Here is a 19,200-nt window from a genome sequence, read left to right on the forward strand (position 1 = left end):
CACCTATGAGTGTCCACGTCTTCACTTATATGTGCAAGGAGATTACCGTTCCGCATTCAGCGGCCCGGCCATGGCGGCGAGCGTCACGACCACGGCGAGACCGGGCGCGGCACCGGCTTGCCGTCGACGGTGACGTCGACCTTCTCGTCGAAGAACGTGATGCGGTCCTTCACCTCGACCCCGTCGGACAGCGGCTCCTCGTAGCTCCACGCGACGTTGCGGTGTAGCTCGCCGCCCACCCTCGCCGACCAGTACCGCGCGTGCCCCTTGTACGCGCACCAGGACTCGCTGTCGCTGGGCTCGAGCAGCTCCAGCCGTACGTCGTCGCGGGGGAGGTACGACCGCGTCGGCAAGTGCGTCTCGAACAGCAGCCGCGCCCTCGTCGAGTCGGCGAGCACGACGCCGTCGACGGAGACGACGATGTGCCGGCTGGAGGACCGGACGTCGATGCGCTTGAACGGGTCGCGGGGGTGGGCGAAGATCTCGTCGTCCTCCTCGAGCCACTGGTCGAAGGCGGACCAGTCGAGGATGACGTAGCCGTCGAGGTCGGGGTCGGCGGGACGGAAGCCGGCGCCGTCGAGCACCATCGAACCCCGGGCACGACGCCGCCGCAGCGACACCGCTTCACCCGCGGTGGTGCGCACGGAGAACGGCGAGCGCGGGTCGAGCACGTCGCCGATCTCCGCATTGACGGCGACGGCGTGCGCTTCGGCCTGCGGGGCGGGCCCGGCCGGCAGCAGCTCGGCGTCGAGGTCGGCGACGGGGACCGCGTAGCCGGGCACGATCCGCCGCGGCTCCCACACCACCATGGCGGCGACGGTGTCGGCCCACGTCTCGCCGCCGACCAGCGCGCGGACCCGCTTCCGCGTCGGCTCGAACCGCAGCTCCGGCAGTGCGCCCATGACGAGAGCGCTCATCCTGATGCCCATGGATCACTATCCGCGCGCGAGAATGGCGACGTCAACGACGGAGGGGTGATCGTGGCGCGCGCGAAACTGACCGAGCAGATGGGGACGGCGTCCGTGCTGGGCGCGCTGGCGGGCGCGGCTCTGGGGGCCGGACGGGGGAAGCGTGCGGCCGGGCTGGCGGCGGTGGCGGGCGCCGCGGTCCTCGCCGCCTCGGAGTACGTGGCGCGGCGCCGGCAGCGGCCGGACGAGATCCCGGCGCTGCCGCACCGCATCCTGGCCACCGGTGCCCTGGCCGCGCCGCTGGGCTGGGCGGCGGGCCGGCTGACCGGGCAACCGGCCTGGCGGGTCGCCGTCGCGGCCGGTGGCGTGGCGGGCGGGCTCGGCGTGCGGCCGCAGAAGGTGGCGCTGGGCCCGGCGGTCGGGCTGGCGGTGCGCCCGATCGTCGCGCGCCGCACCCCCGCGCAGGCCGCAGCGGTCGCCGTCGTCGCCTATCGGGTGGCCGCGGCCGCGCTGTTCCGCGACGCGCAGGTGTCGCTGCTGGCCGAGCGGGCCGCGCCCGAGGACCTGCCGTTCGTGGTGCCGCTGGCCGCGCAGGGCCGCTACGTCGGCACCGACTTCGTGCGGACCCTGGCCGAGCAGCTCGACGGCGACTACGTGCGCGACGCCGCCGACGTCGGCATCGTGGCGTCGCTCGACGAACTGGTCGGGGGCGACTTCTACCCGGCCGCGGTCGACCCGCTGGTGCGCGAGTTCTACGAGCACACGACCCGGTTCGCGCTCGACATCACGCCCGAGTGGCGGTCCTGGGTCCGGCCGGGCTACCTGCTGTACCGGACGGCGCTCGCGCGGCCGCTCGGCCAGGCCAACGTGCCGATGAACCTGCGGCAGGCGCAGCGCGGGGTCGTCAGCCGCATCGACACCGTCGACCAGCCCGACGGCCCGAGGGTGCGCGGCTGGATCCGCTCCTACGCCGACGACGACGAGCCGATCTACGTGGGCATCTACACGACGTACCGGCGCAACGGCCGGGGGTGGGTGAGCGTCGGCTTCCCGCTGCCCGGCGGCAGTTTCACCGCGACGCTCGAGCCACGGCTGCGTGCGGGCGGCGGGCTGACGCTCAGCAGCACCGGGGCCGCCATCGACGCCGGGCACTACCTCAGCGTCGTCGACCCGGACACCGGCGACCTGACGACGCTCGCGGTGCCCGGGTTCGGCGAGGAGCTGCAGGTCTGGTCCGACGGCGGCGAGCTGCGTGCCGACCACGCGTTCTCGCTGTTCGGCCTGCCGTTCCTGGTGCTGCGCTACCACATCCGCCGCAAGCCATGACCGACGGAGAGGACACCCGATGGAGCTCGTCCCGCACGACCCCGCCGACGGCGTCTACCCGTCGACCGACGACTACGTCCACGCCCTGGAGGTCCGCGGCGCCGACCGGCTGCTGTTCGTCTCGGGCACCATGGGCCTGGACCACTTCGGCACGCCCGGCGCCGACCTGGGCGAGCAGCTGGAGCTGATCTGGGCGAACCTCCGCACCATCCTCGCGTCGGCCGGCATGACCGTCGACAACATCGTGCGGCTCACCAGCTATCTGCGCGATCCCGCCTACGCCGAGGCCAACGCGGCGGCCCGAGTCGCCGCGCTCGGCGACCGCCGGGTCCCGACCACGGCCATCGTCGCGACCACGCTCGACCCCGCCTGGCTGGTCGAGATCGAGGTGGTCGCGGCGGGCTGAGCGGGATCGCCGCGGACGGAGCGTCAGCGGGTGAAGCGGAGCTTGGCCACCACGCCGGCGTGGTCGGAGGGCCAGAGCCCGGTCGGCACGGTGCGGTCGGCCTCCTCGTCGCCGATGATCTCCGTCCGGACGGCGCGGACGCCGGCGCCGGCCAGGACGTAGTCGATGCGGCTGCGCAGCCGGTTCTCGTCGAGCAGCGTCGCGGTCTGGCCGGCGGTGAAGCCGGTCGCCGGGTCGCCGCCGGTCGCGAGCCAGGCGTCACCGAAGCCGGCGCCGGTGAGGATGCCGTACGCCCCCGCGGTGTCGGCCGGCCGCGAGTTGAGGTCGCCGACCAGCACCGTCCGCAGCGGCGACGCGTCGAGCAGACCGGCCAGCTCCGTCGCCTGCGCGTTGCGGATGGCGGCCGGCCCAGACGCCTCGAGGTGCGTGTTGGCGAACCGGAACCGCACCCCCAGCAGCCGGACGTCCACCGTCGACCACCCGCGCGGCGACTCGAACGTCAGCCCCGGGATCGCCGTCGGGATCTCCAGCACCGCGCCGTACGTGCCGGACTGCGGGTTCGTCACCTGCAGAAGCGCCCGCGGCAGGTCGGCGCGGACGATGACGACGTCGCGGTCGCGGAACCGGGCCTGCTCCGTCGCCGAGATCGGCAGCGTCCCGTCGAAGTTCCAGTTGGTCGCGACGGCGCGGTACGGGTGGCCGCGCTCGGCCAGCTCGTCCAGCAGCAGGTCGAGGAAGTCGTAGCTGACCTGCAGCTGTCCGCCCAGCGGGCCCTTCTCCCAGAGCGCGACCTCCTGCAGCCCGACCACCTCGGGGCCGTGCTCGGCGATCTGGTCGGCGATGGCGCCGGCCCGCTCGGGGAAGTTCGTGGCCTCGACGCCGGCGTAGACCTCGCCGGCGAGGCGCACCAGCTCCTGCGGGGTGGTCGCGGTGAACAGCGGGTCGAGCGTGGCGCCGAGATAGACGTTGTAGGTGGCGACGTCGGCGGCGAAGATCGGCGGGAGGCCGGCACGGTCACCGGCAGCGGTGGCGGACGGTGTCAGCGTGAGGACGGTGGCGGCCGCGAGCGCCGAGAACAGCGCCGCGCGACGGAGTCTGCGGAACATCGTGATCCTTCCGGGAGACGAAGATCGTCGTCACCCGAGAGAGGCACCGCGCCCGGCCGAGGTTGCCCGCCGGGCCCGACGGCGTCAGCGCGCGAGCCGGCCTCGTCCTCGTCGCACTCCGTGGCCGCGACGATCGACGCCGCGAGAGGCGTGCGGCGGTAGAGGACACTGCGCCCCGTCCGCCACGACGTGAGCAGGCCGCTGCGCCGCAGCACGGACAGGTGCTCGCTCACGGTGCCGGCGCTCTGCCCGAGCTCGCGGGCCAGCTGCGTCGTCGTCATCGGCGTGGTCAGGGCGGTCAGGATGGCGGCCCGGCCGCGGCCGACCAGCGCCGCCAGCGACGTGTTGGCGGCGGTGTCGCCGAGGCTCTCCCAGACCCGGCCGACGCCTCGCGCGGCGTAGATGAGCTGGAAGTACTCGGGGGTGTCATGGGCGACGATGAGGTTCGGCCACACGAACACCGACGGCAGCAGGCTCAGCTCGGCCTGCGCGTAGACGGCGTCGGCGTGCTGCGGCTTGTCGATGTAGATGCCGCCGTTGCCGAGCGCGACCTCGGGATGCAGGTCGCCGAGCAGGTCGTAGATGCCGCCGGACAGCATGCGCGACGCCCGGTAGGCGATGTCGTCGTCGATGACCGAGCGCATCCGCGTCCAGTACGGCGCGAGCGCGGCCTCCCAGTACCGCCCGACGGTGTCGGCGACGATCCGGCCGCAGTCGGGCGAGGCGACCAGCTCGCGCAGGACGGGCGGCAGCCGGTCGCCGCCGTGCACCTGCTCGCAGTCGGCCCGGAACCGCTCGGCCGGGTGTTCGGCGAGCGCCTGCAGCTGGGCGCCGATGCCGACGGCGGGATCGGTGGACCAGGCGAAGAAGAGGCTCGGCGCGAACCGGCCCGGCGGGGCGAGTGCTCGCAGCAGAGCGAGGTCCCGGCGGTCGACGGTGCCGGCGGTCTCGCGCAGCCACGGCGACATGAGATGACCGGGGTGGGCGGTGCCCAGCAGGCGCAGGCTCGACCCGACCTCGGCCAGCGGGGAGTAGGCGAACCTCGTCTTCCCGAGGGCCTCGACGCTGAGCCTGAACTCCAGCATCCGGCCACGATAGGGGTGGCGCCGCACCGCCGCCAGGATGCGGTCGTGGCCGAATCCTGGCGGCGGGCGGGTACGGCGTCGGCATCGGCGGGGCGGCCTACCAGGTGACGCCACCTTCCTCCCAGCCGTCGGGCGTCGAGCCGACCTCCCAGCCGGCCTGGGCGGGCGCGGCGATTCCGACCAGTGCGGTCAGCAGCAGCCCGGCGCCGACCGCGAGCCGGCGAACGAGACGTGTGCGCATGCGTGTCACCTCCTGTCACAGCGATGGAAGCGACCCATGCTGGCCGGACGGCGACCGGGACCGGAACCATTCGGTCCCGGCCGAAGGGCCGTGAGGGCTCAGCGCGCGACGAGCTCCGACGCCTGCCGGGCGATCTCGAGCTCCTCGTCGGTCGGGACGACCAGGACCGCCACATCGGCCTCGTCGGGCGAGATGACCTGGGCCCGGCTGGAGGCGAAGGAGTTGCGGACGTGGTCGACCTCGACGCCGAGGTGGCGCAGGCCGGCCAGCGAGTGCGACCGCACCCACGAGTCGTTCTCGCCGACCCCGGCGGTGAAGACGATCGCGTGCGTCCGCCCCAGCACGGCCAGGTAGGCGCCGACGTAGTGCCGGATCCGGTAGCAGTACAGCTCGCGCGCCAGTTGCGCCGCCTCGTCGCCGGCCTTGGCCCGCCGGTGCACCTCGCGCAGGTCGTTGGCGCCGGCCAGCCCGAGTAGTCCGCTGCCCCGGTTCAGCAGCGTGTCGATCTCGTCGACCGACAGCCCGGCCTCGCGGTGCAGGTAGAACAGCGCGCCGGGGTCGATGTCGCCGGTGCGCGTGCCCATGACGAGGCCCTCCAGCGGCGTCAGGCCCATGGAGGTGTCGACGGACCGGCCGCCGCGCACCGCCGTCGCCGACGCCCCGTTGCCCAGGTGCAGCACGATGAGGTTGGTGTCGGCGGGGTCGCGGTCGAGCAGCCAGGCGGCCGCCCGGCTCACGTACGACACCGACGTGCCGTGGAAGCCGTAGCGGCGCACGCCGTACCGGCCGGCCACCGCACGGTCCAGCGCGTAGGTGTACGCGACGGGCGGCAGCGTCTGGTGGAACGCGGTGTCGAAGACGGCGACGTGCGGCACGTCCGGCAGCTCGCGGCGGGCCAGCCGCAGCGCCGTCAGGCCGGGCGGGTTGTGCAGCGGCGCCAGCGGGGCGAGCTCCTCGATGGCCCGCTCGACGCCGTCGTCGACGAGGACCGGCTCGGCGAACCGGTCGCCGCCGTGGACGATCCGGTGCCCGACGGCGGTCAGGCCCAGCTCCGGGAGCGGGCCGCACTCGGCCTCCAGCTCGCCGACGACCCGACGCAGCGCGGCCGCGTGGTCGGCGACGCCGTCGTCCTCGCCGATGCGCTCCACCAGGCCCTTGGCCAGGCGCGACGGGCCCGCGAGATCGATCAGCTGGTACTTGATGGACGACGAGCCGCAGTTGAGGACGAGGACGGTCATCGGGGGCTTCCGTTCCTGTCGGAGGGTGCCGTTACGCTGCGCCCATGCCTACCAACCGCCTGCAGGTCGGAATGTGTTTCGACAAGGTCTTCCCGCCCGCGTTCGTCACCGAGGTGGCCCGCGCGCTGGAGGACGGCGGTGCTCAGCAGCTCTGGGTCATCGAGGACTGCTTCTACACCACCGGCCCGAGCCTGGCGGCCGCCGCGCTGGCGGTCACCGAGCAGCTCACGGTGGGGGTCGGGATCCTGCCGGCGGTCGCCCGCACCGCGCCCGTCACGGCCATGGAGATCGCGACGCTGTACGGGTTCGGCCCGGGGCGGCTGCTGCCCGGCATCGGGCACGGCGTGCAGTCGTGGATGGGGCAGATGGGCGTGCGGCCGGCCTCGCCGCTCACCGCACTCGAAGAGGTCATGGTCGCGGTCACCCGGCTGCTCGCGGGCGAAGAGGTCACCAGCCAGGGCCAGTACGTCACGCTCGACGCCGTCAGGCTCGACCAGCCGCCGGCCGACCCGCCGCCGCTGCTGGCCGGCGTCTACGGGCCCAGGTCGCTGGCGCTGGCCGGCCGCGTCGCCGGCGGCGTGCTGCTCGCCGAACCGGCCAGCCCCACCTACGTGCGCTGGTCGCTCGAGCAGGCCGGGCGCAGCGCCGGCGACCCCGACTTCCACGTGGCGGTCTTCGGCGTGGTCTGCGTGAAGAAGGACCGCACCGAGGCCTACCGCACCATGGCGCCGTGGCTGGCTCACCAGCTCAGCGGCGCCCGCACCAACCTCACCACGCTGCCGTTCTACGACGACCTCGTCGCTCGCCACGCCGACAAGGGCCTCGACGGCCTGGTCACCATGCCGTCGGAGTGGTGGACCGAGCTCGCTCCCATCGGGACCATGGACGACGCCGCCGCGCATCTGCAGGCGCTCGAGGACGCCGGGGTCCAGGGCATCGGCATGTACCCGCTCCCCGAGGTCGGCGCAGCGCGCGACCAGCTCCCCGACGTGCTCGCACTCGCCAAGCGTTGACAGAGCACCGGCGACAGCCGCGGTCACGGGGCCGTCACCGACTGCGCCTGGATCGCCGTGATGGCGACGGTGTTGACGATGTCGCGGACCAGCGCGCCACGGGACAGGTCGTTCACCGGCTTGCGCAGCCCCTGCAGCACCGGCCCGACCGCGACGGCGCCGGCGCTGCGCTGCACCGCCTTGTAGGTGTTGTTGCCGGTGTTCAGGTCGGGGAAGACGAACACCGTCGCCCGGCCGGCCACCTCGCTGCCGGGCAGCTTCGCCCGGGCCACGCTGGCGTCGACGGCGGCGTCGTACTGGATCGGCCCCTCGACCTCGAGCTCCGGCCGGCGCTCGCGCACCAGCGAGGTCGCGGTCCGCACCTTGTCGACGTCGGAGCCCGAGCCGGACGCGCCGGTCGAGTACGACAGCATGGCCACCAGCGGCGCCACACCGAACTGCGCCGCTGTCTCGGCCGAGGAGATCGCGATGTCGGCGAGCTGCTCCGCCGTCGGGTCGGGGTTCACCGCGCAGTCGCCGTAGACCAGCACGCGGTCGCGCAGGCACATGAAGAACACGCTGGACACGACGGTCACGCCGGGCAGCGTCTTGATGACCTCGAACGCCGGCCTGATGGTGTGCGCCGTCGTGTGCGCGGCGCCGGACACCATGCCGTCGGCCAACCCGAGCTGCACCATCATCGTGCCGAAGTAGGACACGTCGGCGACGGTGTCCCAGGCGGCCTCCTGGGTGACGCCGCGGTGCGCGCGCAGCCGGGCGTACTCGTGCGCGAACCGGCCGCGCAGCTCGCTCTCGCGCGGGTCGACGATGTCGGCGGCGGAGATGTCCGCACCCACCCGATCGGCGGCGGCGCGGACCTCCGCGGGCGGGCCGAGCAGCGTGAGGTCGGCGATGCCGCGGCGCAGCACGGTGTCGGCGGCGCGCAGGATCCGCTCCTCCGTCCCCTCCGGGAGGACGATGTGCCGCCGCGAGGAGCGCGCCCGGTCGACGAGGTCGTGCTCGAACATCAGCGGGGTGACGGCGCCGCTGCGGGTGACGTCGAGGCGGTCCAGCAGGTCGCCGGCGTCGACGTGCCGGTCGAACAGTGCGAGCGCCGTCTGCACCTTGCGGGTGGCGTCGTAGGTGAGCCGGCCGCGGACCGCGGCGAGCGCCGTCGCCGTCCCGAAGGTGTCGCCCGGTGCGGTCACGATCGGCAGCCCGACGTCGAGGCCGTCCATCAGCCGCACGACCTGCGGGCGCAGCGGGAAGCCCCCGTTGAGCACGACACCGGCCAGCGTCGGGAAGGTCTTCGAGGCGTGTGCCGCCAGAACCCCGAGCAGTACGTCGCTGCGGTCGGCGGGCGTGATGACGACGGCGTCGTCGAAGAGGTGGTCGAGCACGTGCGGCAGCGTCATGCCGGCGATGACCAGCCCGCCGACCTCGCGGCCGAGCCGGGACGGGTCGCCGCGGAACAGCTCGCCCCCGGCGGCCGCGACGAGGTCGCCCATGGTCGGCGCCGACAGCAGCGGCTCCTCGGGCAGCGCGTACGCCGGGCCGAGCCCGCTCAGCGCCTCGCGGGCGGCGGCCAGCGACGGCACCGGCACCCGGTTGGCCACCAGCGCGGCCAGCGTGCCGTAGTTCGCGGTCAGCTCGGCGCTCGCCATCTCGGCGACGGCGCGCAGGTCGCCCGGCGAGCGGTCGTGCCCGTTGAGCACCAGCACCACCGGCGCGCCCAGGTCGGCCGCTACCCGCGCGTTGAAGGAGAACTCCGTCGGGCTGTCGACGTCGGTGTAGTCGCTGCCCACCACCACGACCGCCTCGCACTGCGCCGCGACCGCGCGGTACCGGCTCAGGATGGTGCTCATGGCGGCGTCGGCGTCGGCGTGCACGTCCTCGTAGGTGACGCCCGCGCACACGTCGTACGGCAGGTCGACGCCGTCGTGCTCGAGCAGCAGCTCCAGCACGTAGTCGGGCTGGTCGCCGGAGCGCACCACCGGCCGGAAGACACCGACGCGGCCCAGTCGGCGGGTGAGCGCCTCCAGCGCGCCGAGCGCGACCGTCGACTTCCCGGTCTCGCCCGTCACGGATGCCACGTAGACGCTGCGAGCCACCCGCAGAGGCTATATCGCGAACCTGTACGCGCGACGGCGACGGGCCCGGCGAGTCACGAGGTCTGCGAGCCCCGTCGTGGCTGGTCCTCGCTCCCGCTGGACTCCGACCGGGTGAACACCGAGAACGTGCCGTCGGCCTCGAGCACCATGAGGTCGACGTCGGCGAGGTCGCGGATGCCGTGCTCGCGCGCCGCCGCCAGGATGTCGTCCATCGGCAGCCGCTCGTAGCGCAGGACGTCGTCGTCGACGTGGCCGTCCTTGATGATGATGGTCGGCTCGCCCTCGAGCAGCCGCCGCGAGCGCCGGAACCGCCAGCTCAGCCAGGACAGCAGCACCGACAGCAGCGTGAACGTCGCCACCGCCAGGGCGCCGCCGGTCAGCGAGAGGTCCTCCTGCAGGACGGTCTGGCTGATCAGGTCGCCGAGCGTGACCAGCAGGATCAGCTCGAACGCCGACAGCTGCGTGACCTGCCGTTTCCCGGACACCCGCAGCACGAACCAGAGCAGCGCGAAGACGATGGCGGCGCGGATCACGATGTCCATCAGGGCAGCACCGCCATCCGGAAGTCCGCCTCGACCAGCATCCGTCCGGTCTGCCCATCGACGACGGCGACGGCGTACCGGTCCGCGCTGGGCAGCTGGCCGGGCGCCGTCCGGGCGTCGAGCAGGACGTGGAAGACCTCGCCGCTCGGCGGGGTGAACTCGTACTCCACCCGGTCCGGCCCGCTTGTCGCCTCGCCGTCGGGGTTCGGGTACCAGTTGTTGAAGTCGAGCCGGTCGACCAGGTCCTTGCTGATCGACAGCGTCACGGGCCCGTCGAAGCCGCCCGCCCGCTCGACGGTGATTTCCAGCGGCACGGGGATGCTCGGCCGGGTGATCTGGCCGTGCCGGACGGTGAGCTCGTAGCCGTCGGCCGACGCCGTCGTCGTTCCGGCGCGAGGGCCGAGCGCGCCGAGGAGGGCCGCCGCCACGAGCGCGCACAGCAGCACGATGCCGATGCGGCGCAGGTTCCGGCCGCGCCGCGCGGCGGCGGAGTCGCGGCTGCTCGGGAGCGTCGCGATGTGCTGGGCCACGTCCCCGTTCTACCTGCGACGGCGCCGGCTCCGAGAGTGCCGCGCCGGGGTAGGTTCGGATCATGCGACCGACCGATGCCGAGATCCTCGCCGCCCCGAAGGTGCTGCTGCACGACCACCTCGACGGCGGGCTGCGGCCGGCCACCGTGCTGGAGCTCGCGGCGGGCATCGGACACGAGCTGCCGGCCGACGACGAGGACGGCCTGCGGCGGTGGTTCACCGACTCCGCCGACTCCGGCTCGCTCGAGCGCTACCTGGCGACGTTCGAGCACACCGTCGCCGTCATGCAGACCCGCGAGGCGCTCGTGCGGGTGGCCGCCGAGTGCGCCGAGGACCTCGCCGCCGACGGCGTCGTCTACGCCGAGGTGCGCTACGCGCCGGAGCAGCACCTCGCCGGCGGCCTCTCGCTCGGCGAGGTGGTCGCGGCGGTCGAAGAGGGGTTCCGGCTGGGGGAGTCGCGGGCGGCCGCGGCCGGCCGGCCCATCCGCGTCGCGACGCTGCTCACGGCCATGCGCCACGCCGCGCGGTCGCGCGAGATCGCCGAGCTCGCCGTGCGGAACTGGGACGCCGGCGTCGTCGGCTTCGACATCGCCGGCGCCGAGGCCGGCTTCCCGCCCACCCGCCACCTCGACGCGTTCGAGTACCTGCGCCGCGAGAACGCGCACTTCACCATCCACGCGGGCGAGGCGTTCGGGCTGCCGTCCATCTGGGAGGCGCTGCAGTGGTGCGGCGCCGACCGGCTCGGGCACGGCGTGCGCATCATCGACGACGTGACGGTGTCGCCTGACGGTTCGGTCTCGCTGGGGCGGCTGGCGGCCTACGTCCGCGACAAGCGGATCCCGCTGGAGCTGTGCCCGTCTTCGAACATCCAGACCGGCGCGGCCGGGTCCATCGCCGAGCACCCCATCGGGCTGCTCGCGCGGCTGCGGTTCCGGGTCACCGTCAACACCGACAACCGGCTGATGAGCGGGACCTCGATGTCCCGCGAGTTCGCCCTGCTGGCCGACGCCTTCGGCTACGACCTGCCGGACTTCGAGTGGTTCACGGTCAACGCTCTGAAGAGCGCGTTCATCCCGTTCGACCAGAGGCTCGCGCTGATCAACGACGTGGTCAAGCCCGGTTACGCCGCGCTGGGCGCCCAGCGGGCGTTCGACCGCGTCCGGACGGCCGGAGCCACCGGCGAACGGGTCAGTCCTCGCTCGGCATGATGATCCAGAGCGCCAGGTAGACCAGGATCTGCGGGCCGGGCAGCAGGCAGGACAGCAGGAAGAGCAGCCGCACCGTGCGGGTCTTCATGCCGAACCGCCGGGCCAGGCCGGCACAGACACCGGCGATCATCCGGTTGCCGTGCGGGCGGACCAGGCCGCTGCGGGCCTCGGGGTAGTAACTGCTGCTTGTGCTCATACCTCAACGGTAGGCCGCAGGGCCGCCGCGGACGTCCGTCTCGCGGATGGTCCGCCCCGGAGTGCGGAGGTCAGGGCATCCCGGAGGGCGTCTCAGCGGCACCCCGGAGGGCGTCCCGGACCTCCTCGGCATCGGCCGGCCGGGCACCGAGCGCACGCTGCCGCTCGACGATGGCCCGCTCGAGCCGCATGAGGGTCCGGCCGCGGCGCAGCAGCGTCAGCGGCGGCTTGCGGTGCTCGGCGAGGTCGCGGGTGAGCCGGCGCAGGAAGTTCTTCCACGGCTTGCGCCGCAGCACCATGGCGTCGGCGAGGATCCCGCGGGCCCGGCACTCCTCGACGATCTCCGCGGCGAACAGCCCCTCGGCGACGAACACCGGCGTGGCGCCGACGGTGAACAGCTCCGTCCCGACGGTGCGATCGTGGGCGATGTCGTAGACCGGGATCTGCGCGCTGCCGGTGCGGCACACCTGCACGAGGGTGTCGACGGCCCGCTCACCGTCCCACGACCGCGGGTCGTCCCAGTCGATGATCCCGAGCTCCGGATGCCGCGGCATGCCCGGGTCGTCGCCGTCGCGGTAGAAGTGGTCGAGGTTGAGTACCGGGAGCCCGCTCTCGCGGGCCAGGCGCGACTTGCCGCTGCCCGACGGGCCGGCGAGGAGGACGACTCGGTGCACGGACGCACAGTCTCTCACGGCTATCACCGGGTGGTCCTCCGCACCTGCCGCTCGATGGTTGAGGGATCGGTGTCGCTAGGGCGACACCGATCCCTCAACCATGTCCGCGCGACCGTGGGCATTCTCACGAACGGCTCGACATACCCTAGGGGGGTAGTGTATGAATGGTGCAGACGCCAATACCGCACCGGGGTACCGTGTACGGAGAGGCGTCGAGCAGGGAGGATCACATGACCGAGACCACGGGTGACGACCAGGCGGGCAGCCACCACGGCTACATCCACCGCAAGGACGACTACCTCAAGCGGCTCACCCGCATCGAGGGTCAGGCGCGGGGACTGCAGCGCATGGTCGCCGAGGAGAAGTACTGCATCGACATCCTCACCCAGGTGTCGGCCATGACGAAGGCGCTCGAGTCGGTCGCCCTCGGCCTGCTCGAGGAGCACCTGGCCCACTGCGTCGTCGAGGCGGCCCGGCAGGGCGGCCCCGAGGCCGACAAGAAGGTCAAGGAGGCGTCCGACGCCATCGCGCGGCTCGTCCGGTCCTGATCTCGCGCCCACCACATCACCCGAACGCACCACACGCTCCAGGGAAGGCTTCGCCATGACCACGTCCACGTACTCCGTCGTCGGCATGACCTGCGGCCACTGCGCCGCCTCGGTCCGCGAGGAGATCGGCGGCATCGACGGCGTCAGCCGGGTCGACGTCGACATCGCCACCGGCAACGTCGACGTGACCAGCGCGGCGCCGCTCAGCGCCGAGGCCGTCAAGGCCGCCGTCGAAGAGGCCGGCTACCAGCTCGCCGGCGCCTGATTCACCGTCCCTGGAGGTAGTGACATGAACACACCGGCCAAGCTCGGCGTCTACGCGCTGTGTCTCGCCGGCGCGTTCGGTCTCGCGGCCGGAGTCGGCAGCATCGTCGGCCCCATTGGCGACGACGAGACCGCGCCCGCCGCCGCGGAGTCGCAGCAGGAGTCGCAGGAGGACGGCATGGCCGGCCACGGCGACGAACCGGCCGGCGACGCTGCTGAGGAGGAAGGCGGCCACGGCGAGTCCGGCGGGTCGAGCGGCGACGGCGCCGGTCACCTGCCCGGCGGCCTGATGGTCTCCGACCAGGGCTACACGTTCGCCCTGACCGCCGACACGCTGCCGGCCGGTCCGGCGCAGCCGCTCAGCTTCACCATCGAGGGGCCCGACGGCGCCGTCACCGAGTACGACGTCGAGCACGAGCAGGAGCTGCACCTCATCGCGGTCCGCCGCGACTTCACCGGCTACCAGCACGTCCACCCGACCCGGGGCGCCGACGGCACCTGGTCGATCCCGCTGGACCTCACGCCCGGCGAGTGGAAGGTGTTCGCCGACTTCTCCACCCACGGCACGGCGCTCACGCTCGGCACCGACCTCTCCGTCCCCGGCGACTACCGGCCGGAGCCGCTGCCGGAGCCCACCACCACCGCCGAGGTCGACGGCTACACCGTCACGCTCGACGGTCATCTGGACGCCGGCGTGGGCTCGGACGTCACCGTCTCGGTGAGCCGCGACGGGGTCCCCGTCACCGACCTCGAGCCGTACCTCGGCGCCTACGGGCACCTGGTGGCGCTGCGCGACGACGACCTCGCCTACCTGCACGTCCACCCCGAGGGTGAACCCGGCGACGGCGTCACGCAGCCCGGCCCGGGCGTCGCGTTCACCGTCACCCCGGCATCCGGCGGCGTGCACCGGCTCTTCTTCGACTTCCAGCACGACGGCGTGGTGCGGACGGCGGAGTTCACCATCGTCGCGGAGGAGCACCCATGAGCACCGTCGACCTCGAGATCGGCGGCATGACCTGCGCGTCGTGCGCCAACCGCGTCGAGCGGAAGCTGAACAAGCTCGACGGCGTCACCGCCACCGTCAACTACGCGACCGAGAAGGCGCGGGTGTCGTACGGCGACGGCGTCGGCACCGCCCAGCTGATCGAGGCGGTCGAGTCGGCCGGCTACACCGCACGGGTGCCGCAGCCGGCGCCGTCGTCGACCGGCTCCTCGGACGACGGCGAGCCCGCAGCCGACCCCGTCCGCACCATGCGCGACCGGCTGATCCTGTCCGCCGTCCTCAGCGTGCCGGTGATCGTGCTGGCCATGGTCCCGGCCTGGCAGTTCGATTACTGGCAGTGGCTGTCGCTGACGCTGGCCGCCCCCGTCGTGCTCGGCGCCGGGTTCCCGTTCCACAAGGCGGCCTGGACCAACCTGCGCCACGGCGCCGCCACCATGGACACGCTGATCTCCATGGGCACGCTGGCCGCGCTCGGCTGGTCGGTGTACGCACTGTTCTGGGGCACCGCCGGCATGCCCGGCATGACGCACCCGTTCGAGATCACCATCGCCCGCGGCAGCGCGGCCGGCGAGATCTACCTCGAGGTCGCCGCGGGCGTCACGACGTTCATCCTGGCCGGGCGGTACTTCGAGGCCCGGTCGAAGCGGCGGGCCGGCGCGGCATTGCGCGCGCTGCTCGAGCTCGGCGCCAAGGAGGTCTCCGTCCTGCGCGACGGGGTCGAGGTGCGGGTGCCGGCCGACTCGCTCGCCGTCGGCGACCACTTCGTCGTCCGGCCGGGCGAGAAGATCGCGACCGACGGCGTCGTCACCGAGGGCGCGTCGGCGGTCGACCGGTCGATGCTCACCGGCGAGTCCGTCCCGGTCGAGGTCGGAGCGGGCGACGAGGTCGCCGGCGCCACCGTCAACGCGCACGGCCGGCTGGTCGTGCGGGCGACGCGGGTCGGCGCCGACACCCAGCTCGCGCAGCTGGCCCAGCTGGTCGAGGACGCGCAGAGCGGCAAGGCCGAGGTCCAGCGGCTGGCCGACCGCGTCTCGGGCATCTTCGTGCCGATCGTCATCGGGCTCGCCGTCGCCACGCTGGGCTTCTGGCTCGGCACCGGCGGCGGGGCGGCGACGGCGTTCGGTGCGGCCGTCGCCGTGCTGATCATCGCCTGCCCGTGCGCGCTGGGCCTGGCGACGCCGACGGCGCTGCTGGTCGGCACCGGCCGCGGGGCGCAGCTCGGCATCGTCATCAAGGGCCCGCAGGTGCTCGAGTCGACCCGCCGCGTCGACACCGTCGTGCTCGACAAGACCGGCACGGTGACGACGGGCACGATGACGCTGGTCGACGTGGTGGCGGTTCCTGGCGTGGCGGACGAGGACGTGCTGCGGCTGGCCGGGGCGCTGGAGGACGCGTCGGAGCACCCGATCGCCCGGGCCGTCGCCGACGGCGCTCGCATGCGGCTGGGCTCGTTGCCGGGCGTCGAGGACTTCCGCAACGTCGAGGGCCTGGGCGTCCAGGGCGTCGTCGACGGTCACGGGGTGCTGGCCGGGCGGCCGCGGTTGCTGGCCGACTGGTCGGTGTCGCTGCCGTCGTCGCTGGTGGAGGCCATGTCCGAGGCGGAGGCGGCGGGCCGGACGGCGGTCGCGGTGGCGTGGGACGGCGCCGCCCGCGGCGTGCTGGTGGTCGCCGACGCCGTGAAGCCGACGTCGGCCGCGGCGATCGCCCGGCTGCGCGGACTGGGGCTGACGCCGATCCTGCTGACCGGCGACAACGAGGCGACGGCTCGGTCCGTGGCGCGCGAGGTCGGGATCTCCGAGGTCGTCGCCGAGGTGCTGCCGGCCGACAAGGTCGACGTCGTCAAGCGGCTGCAGCACGAGGGCAAGGTCGTCGCGATGGTCGGCGACGGCGTCAACGACGCCGCCGCGCTCGCTAAGGCCGACCTCGGCCTGGCCATGGGCACCGGCACCGACGTCGCCATCGAGGCCTCCGACCTCACGCTCGTCCGCGGCGACCTGCACGCGGCGGCCGACGCGATCCGGCTGTCGCGGCGGACGCTCGCGACCATCAAGGGCAACCTGTTCTGGGCGTTCGGTTACAACGTCGCCGCGCTGCCGCTGGCGGCGGCCGGGCTGCTGAACCCGATGCTGGCCGGCGCCGCCATGGCGTTCTCGTCGGTGTTCGTGGTGACGAACAGCCTGCGGCTGCGCCGGTTCAGGGCAGCGGCCTGAGGTCGGTGCACTCGCGCAGGGCGGCGCGGTCGGCGAACATGTCGTCGGCCGCGTCGCCTTCGTCGGTGAAAGAGGGGAGGCCGTCGGCGCCGATGGTCGCCGGCGACCAGCTCTCCGCCGTCACTGCCCCGTTCTCGACGGTCACCGTGAGCATTCCGGTCGCCTCGGTCGGCGTGTACCAGACGAAGTTGCCCAGCCCGTACGCCACGTAGGTGTCGGTGGTGGGCGCGAGCCCGGCACCCTGGACCAGGTGCGCGTGGCTGCCGACGACGATGTCCGCTTGGCCGGCGAGGGCCGACGCGAGGGCGGTCTGCGACGGGCTCGGGCAGCTCTCGCCCTGGACGCCCCAGTGCAGGTAGACCACGACGACGTCGGCGGTTGCGCGGGCCTGGGTGACGGCGGCGAGCAGCGGCGCCGGGTCGAGGGCGGTCGCGACACCCGGAGTGCTCGATCTCGCGGCCCAGTGGGCGGTCGGGTCCGCGCCCGGGTCGTCGGGCACGTTCGCCCCGATGACCGCGACCGTCGTGCCGCGGACGTTGCGGAGCGCCGGCGCGAACGCCTCCGTGAGGTTCGCGCCGACCCCGACGACGTCGAGGTTCTCGGGCCTGGCGGCGGCCGTGGCCGCGAGGGTGTCGGTCAGCCCGTCCGGCCCGAAGTCCATCGCGTGGTTGTTCGCCATGGTCACGACGTCGACGCCGGCTGTGTGGAGCGCGGTCAGGGCCGACGGCGGCGCCTGGAAGGTGAACCGCTTGCCCGGCTCCGGCGTGCCGCTGGTCCCCACCGACGTCTCGAGGTTGACGACGGTGAGGTCGGCCGCGCCCAGCTGCGTGGCGATCGGCGCGAGCGCGGTCGCCGGGTCTTCCAGCCGCGCACGGAGGGCGCCCTCGAAGTGGACGTCGCCGGCGAACGCCAGCGTGACGGGGGACGGCGGCGGCATGGGTGACGGTGTGGGCGACGGCGTCGCGCTCGCGGTGGGCGCCGGCGGCGCCGAGGTGGGTGCCGCGGACGGCAAGCCGACCCCGTCGTCGCCCGCACAGCCCGCGAGCAGGGCCGCCACCAGCAGGATCCCGCGTCCGCGCATGTCCCGAGCCTACGGTGACGGCGTGTCGCGCGATCCGCGGTACTGCGTGATGCAGAATAGTGCGCCATGGACACCAGTCAGCTCCTCAAGGGTGTGCTCGACCTCGCCGTGCTCGCCGTGCTGCGCGACGAGGACGGCTACGGCTACGACGTGGTCCGGCGGCTGCGCAACGCCGGGTTGACCGAGGTCGGCGACGCGTCGGTCTATGGGACGCTGCGGCGGCTGTACCACGCCGGCGCGCTGACCACCTACGTCGTGCCCTCGGAGGAGGGCCCGCATCGCAAGTACTACAGCCTCAACGGCACCGGGCGCGACCTGCTGCGGAGGTCGGCCAAGACCTGGCGCGAGTTCGCCGGGGTGCTGACGGAGCTGGTCGACACCGCCACCAAGGAGGCAGCGTGACCACCACGCGACGCACCGCGCACCCGGCCGTCGCGACGTACGTCGCCGCGGTCCGCGACGAGCTCGGAGACCTGCCGCCGGACGAGCTCGCCGAGATCACCGAGGACGTCCGCGACCACCTCGACCACGTCGCCGCCGAGTACGGCGACGACGTCACCGTCGGCACGCTGATCGACCGGCTCGGCGCGCCGGCGGCGTACGCGGCCGAGCTGCGGTCGGCGGCCGGGCTGCCCGAGCCCGAACCTACGCCGGAGCCGACGAGGACCGGCTTCGTGCGGTCGCTGCTGCGGCTGATGGTCGCGCTGTTCGGCTGGGGCGCCGTCGGCCTGGGTGCGGTGGCGTTCGTCGACGCGCTGTTCGGGCTGAGCGGAGCGCCGGCGATCTTCGCGGTGCCCGCGCTGGTCGCCGCCGTCGTCGCGGTGGGTGCCGCGCTGCTGCTGGTGACCGGGCGCGACGATCCCGTCGCGGAGCTGCGGCAGGTCCCGACGGCGCCGATCCTGGCGCAGGTCGAGGAGTGGGTCCGCAGCATGCCGTGGGGACGGCCGGCCATCGAGCTGGTGACGTCGCTGCGACCGGCCTGGTGGATCGCCCGGGCGGTGGCGCTGGGGCTGGTCGTCGCGCTCGTGACCGGCAGCGTCCCGTTCGGCCTGGTGGTGTTCCTCGGCGCGGTCATCGGTTCCGTGTGGCTGGGCCGGCGGACGGCGGCTGGCGAGGTCCGCGGCCGCCGGCTGCTGGCGGTGCAGGTCGCCAACGCCGCGCTGGCCATCGGCGGGCTCGTGGCCGTGGGCTCGGCCGCGAGCTTCGCCGCGGGCGACCACGTGCAGTACGTCGACGGCGGCTACAGCTACGACTACCCGGGCCCGGGGTTCTACGACCAGAACGGCGCGCAGATCACCAACATCTTCCCGTACGGCGCCGACGGCACCCTGCTCGAGAACGTCCGGCTCTACGACCAGGACGGCAGGCCCATCGACCTCGGCTGGTCCGAGGAGTGCTACGACGGCGCCTACGACGAGCAGTCGTTCGCCGCCGCCAATCCGTGGGGGACCACGTCTTCCCGCGGCTGACGGTCGAGGTGACGCCGGACGGCCGGTGCGAGCCGCCGCTCCTGGACGCCCCGTTCGGGCCGC

The 19,200-nt window shown here is 73.4% G+C and carries 21 protein-coding genes; 10 read left to right on the forward strand and 11 right to left on the reverse strand.

Going from position 1 to position 19,200, the window contains the following annotated elements; translation table 11 throughout:
• Nucleotides 1-83: 83 nt before the first annotated feature.
• Nucleotides 84-917 carry a DUF427 domain-containing protein gene (locus HD601_RS14245; RefSeq protein WP_221440976.1) on the reverse strand — a complete coding sequence of 278 codons (834 nt, stop codon included), beginning with the start codon at nt 915-917 and terminating at the stop codon, nt 84-86.
• 63 nt (nt 918-980) lie between these two features.
• Between HD601_RS14245 and HD601_RS14250 the strand changes: the two genes are divergently transcribed.
• Nucleotides 981-2,234, forward strand: coding sequence for a hypothetical protein (locus HD601_RS14250; RefSeq protein WP_221440977.1), 1,254 nt, complete (start codon nt 981-983; stop codon nt 2,232-2,234).
• A gap of 19 nt (nt 2,235-2,253) precedes the next feature.
• A complete protein-coding gene (locus tag HD601_RS14255; RefSeq protein ID WP_184822852.1) occupies nt 2,254-2,640 on the forward strand; it encodes a RidA family protein in 387 nt (128 codons plus the stop codon).
• Nucleotides 2,641-2,663: 23 nt separating this feature from the next.
• Here HD601_RS14255 and HD601_RS14260 read toward each other — a convergent pair whose 3' ends face one another.
• The 4 genes from HD601_RS14260 to HD601_RS14275 form a co-directional block, all read right to left on the reverse strand.
• The gene (locus HD601_RS14260) at nt 2,664-3,746 is read right to left on the reverse strand and encodes an endonuclease/exonuclease/phosphatase family protein (RefSeq protein WP_184822855.1); all 1,083 of its coding nucleotides are present in this window, start codon (nt 3,744-3,746) and stop codon (nt 2,664-2,666) included.
• Entirely contained in the window at nt 3,680-4,831 is a 1,152-nt protein-coding gene (locus tag HD601_RS14265; RefSeq protein ID WP_184822857.1) for a DUF5937 family protein, read from the reverse strand. The genes HD601_RS14260 and HD601_RS14265 overlap by 67 nt, the downstream gene beginning before the upstream one ends.
• Nucleotides 4,832-4,928: 97 nt before the next feature.
• Nucleotides 4,929-5,072 (reverse strand): hypothetical protein, encoded by a 144-nt coding sequence (locus HD601_RS14270; protein WP_184822859.1) that lies wholly within the window; start codon nt 5,070-5,072, stop codon nt 4,929-4,931.
• 98 nt (nt 5,073-5,170) lie between these two features.
• Complete coding sequence (locus tag HD601_RS14275) at nt 5,171-6,310, reverse strand: acetate/propionate family kinase (protein ID WP_184822861.1); 1,140 nt, start codon at nt 6,308-6,310, stop codon at nt 5,171-5,173.
• A gap of 44 nt (nt 6,311-6,354) precedes the next feature.
• Here HD601_RS14275 and HD601_RS14280 point away from each other — a divergent pair, with 44 nt between their 5' ends.
• Complete coding sequence (locus HD601_RS14280; RefSeq protein ID WP_221440978.1) at nt 6,355-7,323, forward strand: LLM class flavin-dependent oxidoreductase; 969 nt, start codon at nt 6,355-6,357, stop codon at nt 7,321-7,323.
• 23 nt (nt 7,324-7,346) lie between these two features.
• On the opposite strand, the gene pta is transcribed toward HD601_RS14280, so the two are convergent.
• From pta to HD601_RS14295, 3 genes are read right to left on the reverse strand one after another with little or no spacing between them, the layout of a single operon-like run.
• Nucleotides 7,347-9,413, reverse strand: a complete 2,067-nt coding sequence (pta, locus tag HD601_RS14285) for a phosphate acetyltransferase (protein WP_184822863.1) — start codon at nt 9,411-9,413, stop codon at nt 7,347-7,349.
• Nucleotides 9,414-9,466: 53 nt separating this feature from the next.
• Complete coding sequence (locus HD601_RS14290) at nt 9,467-9,955, reverse strand: DUF421 domain-containing protein (RefSeq protein WP_184822864.1); 489 nt, start codon at nt 9,953-9,955, stop codon at nt 9,467-9,469.
• Nucleotides 9,955-10,485, reverse strand: a complete 531-nt coding sequence (locus HD601_RS14295) for a hypothetical protein (RefSeq protein WP_184822865.1) — start codon at nt 10,483-10,485, stop codon at nt 9,955-9,957. Before HD601_RS14295 ends, HD601_RS14290 begins: the two co-directional genes overlap by 1 nt.
• Nucleotides 10,486-10,547: 62 nt before the next feature.
• Here HD601_RS14295 and HD601_RS14300 point away from each other — a divergent pair, with 62 nt between their 5' ends.
• Nucleotides 10,548-11,693, forward strand: coding sequence for an adenosine deaminase (locus HD601_RS14300; protein WP_184822866.1), 1,146 nt, complete (start codon nt 10,548-10,550; stop codon nt 11,691-11,693).
• Here HD601_RS14300 and HD601_RS14305 read toward each other — a convergent pair.
• Nucleotides 11,674-11,889 (reverse strand): PspC domain-containing protein, encoded by a 216-nt coding sequence (locus HD601_RS14305; RefSeq protein WP_184822867.1) that lies wholly within the window; start codon nt 11,887-11,889, stop codon nt 11,674-11,676. The two genes, HD601_RS14300 and HD601_RS14305, sit on opposite strands and share 20 nt — an antisense overlap.
• A gap of 70 nt (nt 11,890-11,959) precedes the next feature.
• A complete protein-coding gene (locus tag HD601_RS14310; RefSeq protein ID WP_184822868.1) occupies nt 11,960-12,562 on the reverse strand; it encodes a uridine kinase family protein in 603 nt (200 codons plus the stop codon).
• Nucleotides 12,563-12,792: 230 nt separating this feature from the next.
• On the opposite strand from HD601_RS14310, the gene HD601_RS14315 reads away from it, so the two are divergent.
• Genes HD601_RS14315 through HD601_RS14330 form a run of 4 tightly spaced genes read left to right on the forward strand, consistent with a single transcriptional unit; the run spans nt 12,793 to nt 16,587 of the window.
• Complete coding sequence (locus HD601_RS14315) at nt 12,793-13,110, forward strand: metal-sensitive transcriptional regulator (RefSeq protein WP_184822870.1); 318 nt, start codon at nt 12,793-12,795, stop codon at nt 13,108-13,110.
• Nucleotides 13,111-13,165: 55 nt separating this feature from the next.
• The gene (locus HD601_RS14320) at nt 13,166-13,375 is read left to right on the forward strand and encodes a heavy-metal-associated domain-containing protein (protein ID WP_184822871.1); all 210 of its coding nucleotides are present in this window, start codon (nt 13,166-13,168) and stop codon (nt 13,373-13,375) included.
• Between the two features lie 24 nt (nt 13,376-13,399).
• The gene (locus HD601_RS14325; protein ID WP_184822873.1) at nt 13,400-14,359 is read left to right on the forward strand and encodes a hypothetical protein; all 960 of its coding nucleotides are present in this window, start codon (nt 13,400-13,402) and stop codon (nt 14,357-14,359) included.
• Entirely contained in the window at nt 14,356-16,587 is a 2,232-nt protein-coding gene (locus HD601_RS14330) for a heavy metal translocating P-type ATPase (RefSeq protein WP_184822875.1), read from the forward strand. The genes HD601_RS14325 and HD601_RS14330 overlap by 4 nt, the downstream gene beginning before the upstream one ends.
• Here the strand turns inward: HD601_RS14330 and HD601_RS14335 are convergent.
• Entirely contained in the window at nt 16,571-17,668 is a 1,098-nt protein-coding gene (locus HD601_RS14335) for a CapA family protein (RefSeq protein WP_184822877.1), read from the reverse strand. The two genes, HD601_RS14330 and HD601_RS14335, sit on opposite strands and share 17 nt — an antisense overlap.
• 66 nt (nt 17,669-17,734) lie before the next feature.
• On the opposite strand from HD601_RS14335, the gene HD601_RS14340 reads away from it, so the two are divergent.
• Together HD601_RS14340 and HD601_RS14345 are read left to right on the forward strand one after the other, a co-directional pair.
• Nucleotides 17,735-18,070 (forward strand): PadR family transcriptional regulator, encoded by a 336-nt coding sequence (locus HD601_RS14340; RefSeq protein ID WP_184822879.1) that lies wholly within the window; start codon nt 17,735-17,737, stop codon nt 18,068-18,070.
• The gene (locus tag HD601_RS14345; protein WP_184822881.1) at nt 18,067-19,137 is read left to right on the forward strand and encodes an HAAS signaling domain-containing protein; all 1,071 of its coding nucleotides are present in this window, start codon (nt 18,067-18,069) and stop codon (nt 19,135-19,137) included. Before HD601_RS14340 ends, HD601_RS14345 begins: the two co-directional genes overlap by 4 nt.
• Nucleotides 19,138-19,200 lie beyond the last annotated feature (63 nt).

The sequence above is a fragment of the Jiangella mangrovi genome, from assembly GCF_014204975.1.
Classification (GTDB): Bacteria; Actinomycetota; Actinomycetes; order Jiangellales; family Jiangellaceae; genus Jiangella; species Jiangella mangrovi.

Bases quoted from the DNA above. Each gene is read 5' to 3' on its own strand.
- HD601_RS14260 (WP_184822855.1), bottom strand. From the start codon at position 3,746: ATGTTCCGCAGACTCCGTCGCGCGGCGCTGTTCTCGGCGCTCGCGGCC.
- HD601_RS14305 (WP_184822867.1), bottom strand. From the start codon at position 11,889: ATGAGCACAAGCAGCAGTTACTACCCCGAGGCCCGCAGCGGCCTGGTC.
- HD601_RS14300 (WP_184822866.1), top strand. From the start codon at position 10,548: ATGCGACCGACCGATGCCGAGATCCTCGCCGCCCCGAAGGTGCTGCTG.
- HD601_RS14270 (WP_184822859.1), bottom strand. From the start codon at position 5,072: ATGCGCACACGTCTCGTTCGCCGGCTCGCGGTCGGCGCCGGGCTGCTG.
- HD601_RS14320 (WP_184822871.1), top strand. From the start codon at position 13,166: ATGACCACGTCCACGTACTCCGTCGTCGGCATGACCTGCGGCCACTGC.
- HD601_RS14255 (WP_184822852.1), top strand. From the start codon at position 2,254: ATGGAGCTCGTCCCGCACGACCCCGCCGACGGCGTCTACCCGTCGACC.
- HD601_RS14245 (WP_221440976.1), bottom strand. From the start codon at position 917: ATGAGCGCTCTCGTCATGGGCGCACTGCCGGAGCTGCGGTTCGAGCCG.
- HD601_RS14340 (WP_184822879.1), top strand. From the start codon at position 17,735: ATGGACACCAGTCAGCTCCTCAAGGGTGTGCTCGACCTCGCCGTGCTC.
- HD601_RS14335 (WP_184822877.1), bottom strand. From the start codon at position 17,668: ATGCGCGGACGCGGGATCCTGCTGGTGGCGGCCCTGCTCGCGGGCTGT.
- HD601_RS14290 (WP_184822864.1), bottom strand. From the start codon at position 9,955: ATGGACATCGTGATCCGCGCCGCCATCGTCTTCGCGCTGCTCTGGTTC.
- HD601_RS14265 (WP_184822857.1), bottom strand. From the start codon at position 4,831: ATGCTGGAGTTCAGGCTCAGCGTCGAGGCCCTCGGGAAGACGAGGTTC.
- HD601_RS14315 (WP_184822870.1), top strand. From the start codon at position 12,793: ATGACCGAGACCACGGGTGACGACCAGGCGGGCAGCCACCACGGCTAC.
- HD601_RS14330 (WP_184822875.1), top strand. From the start codon at position 14,356: ATGAGCACCGTCGACCTCGAGATCGGCGGCATGACCTGCGCGTCGTGC.
- HD601_RS14325 (WP_184822873.1), top strand. From the start codon at position 13,400: ATGAACACACCGGCCAAGCTCGGCGTCTACGCGCTGTGTCTCGCCGGC.
- HD601_RS14275 (WP_184822861.1), bottom strand. From the start codon at position 6,310: ATGACCGTCCTCGTCCTCAACTGCGGCTCGTCGTCCATCAAGTACCAG.
- HD601_RS14280 (WP_221440978.1), top strand. From the start codon at position 6,355: ATGCCTACCAACCGCCTGCAGGTCGGAATGTGTTTCGACAAGGTCTTC.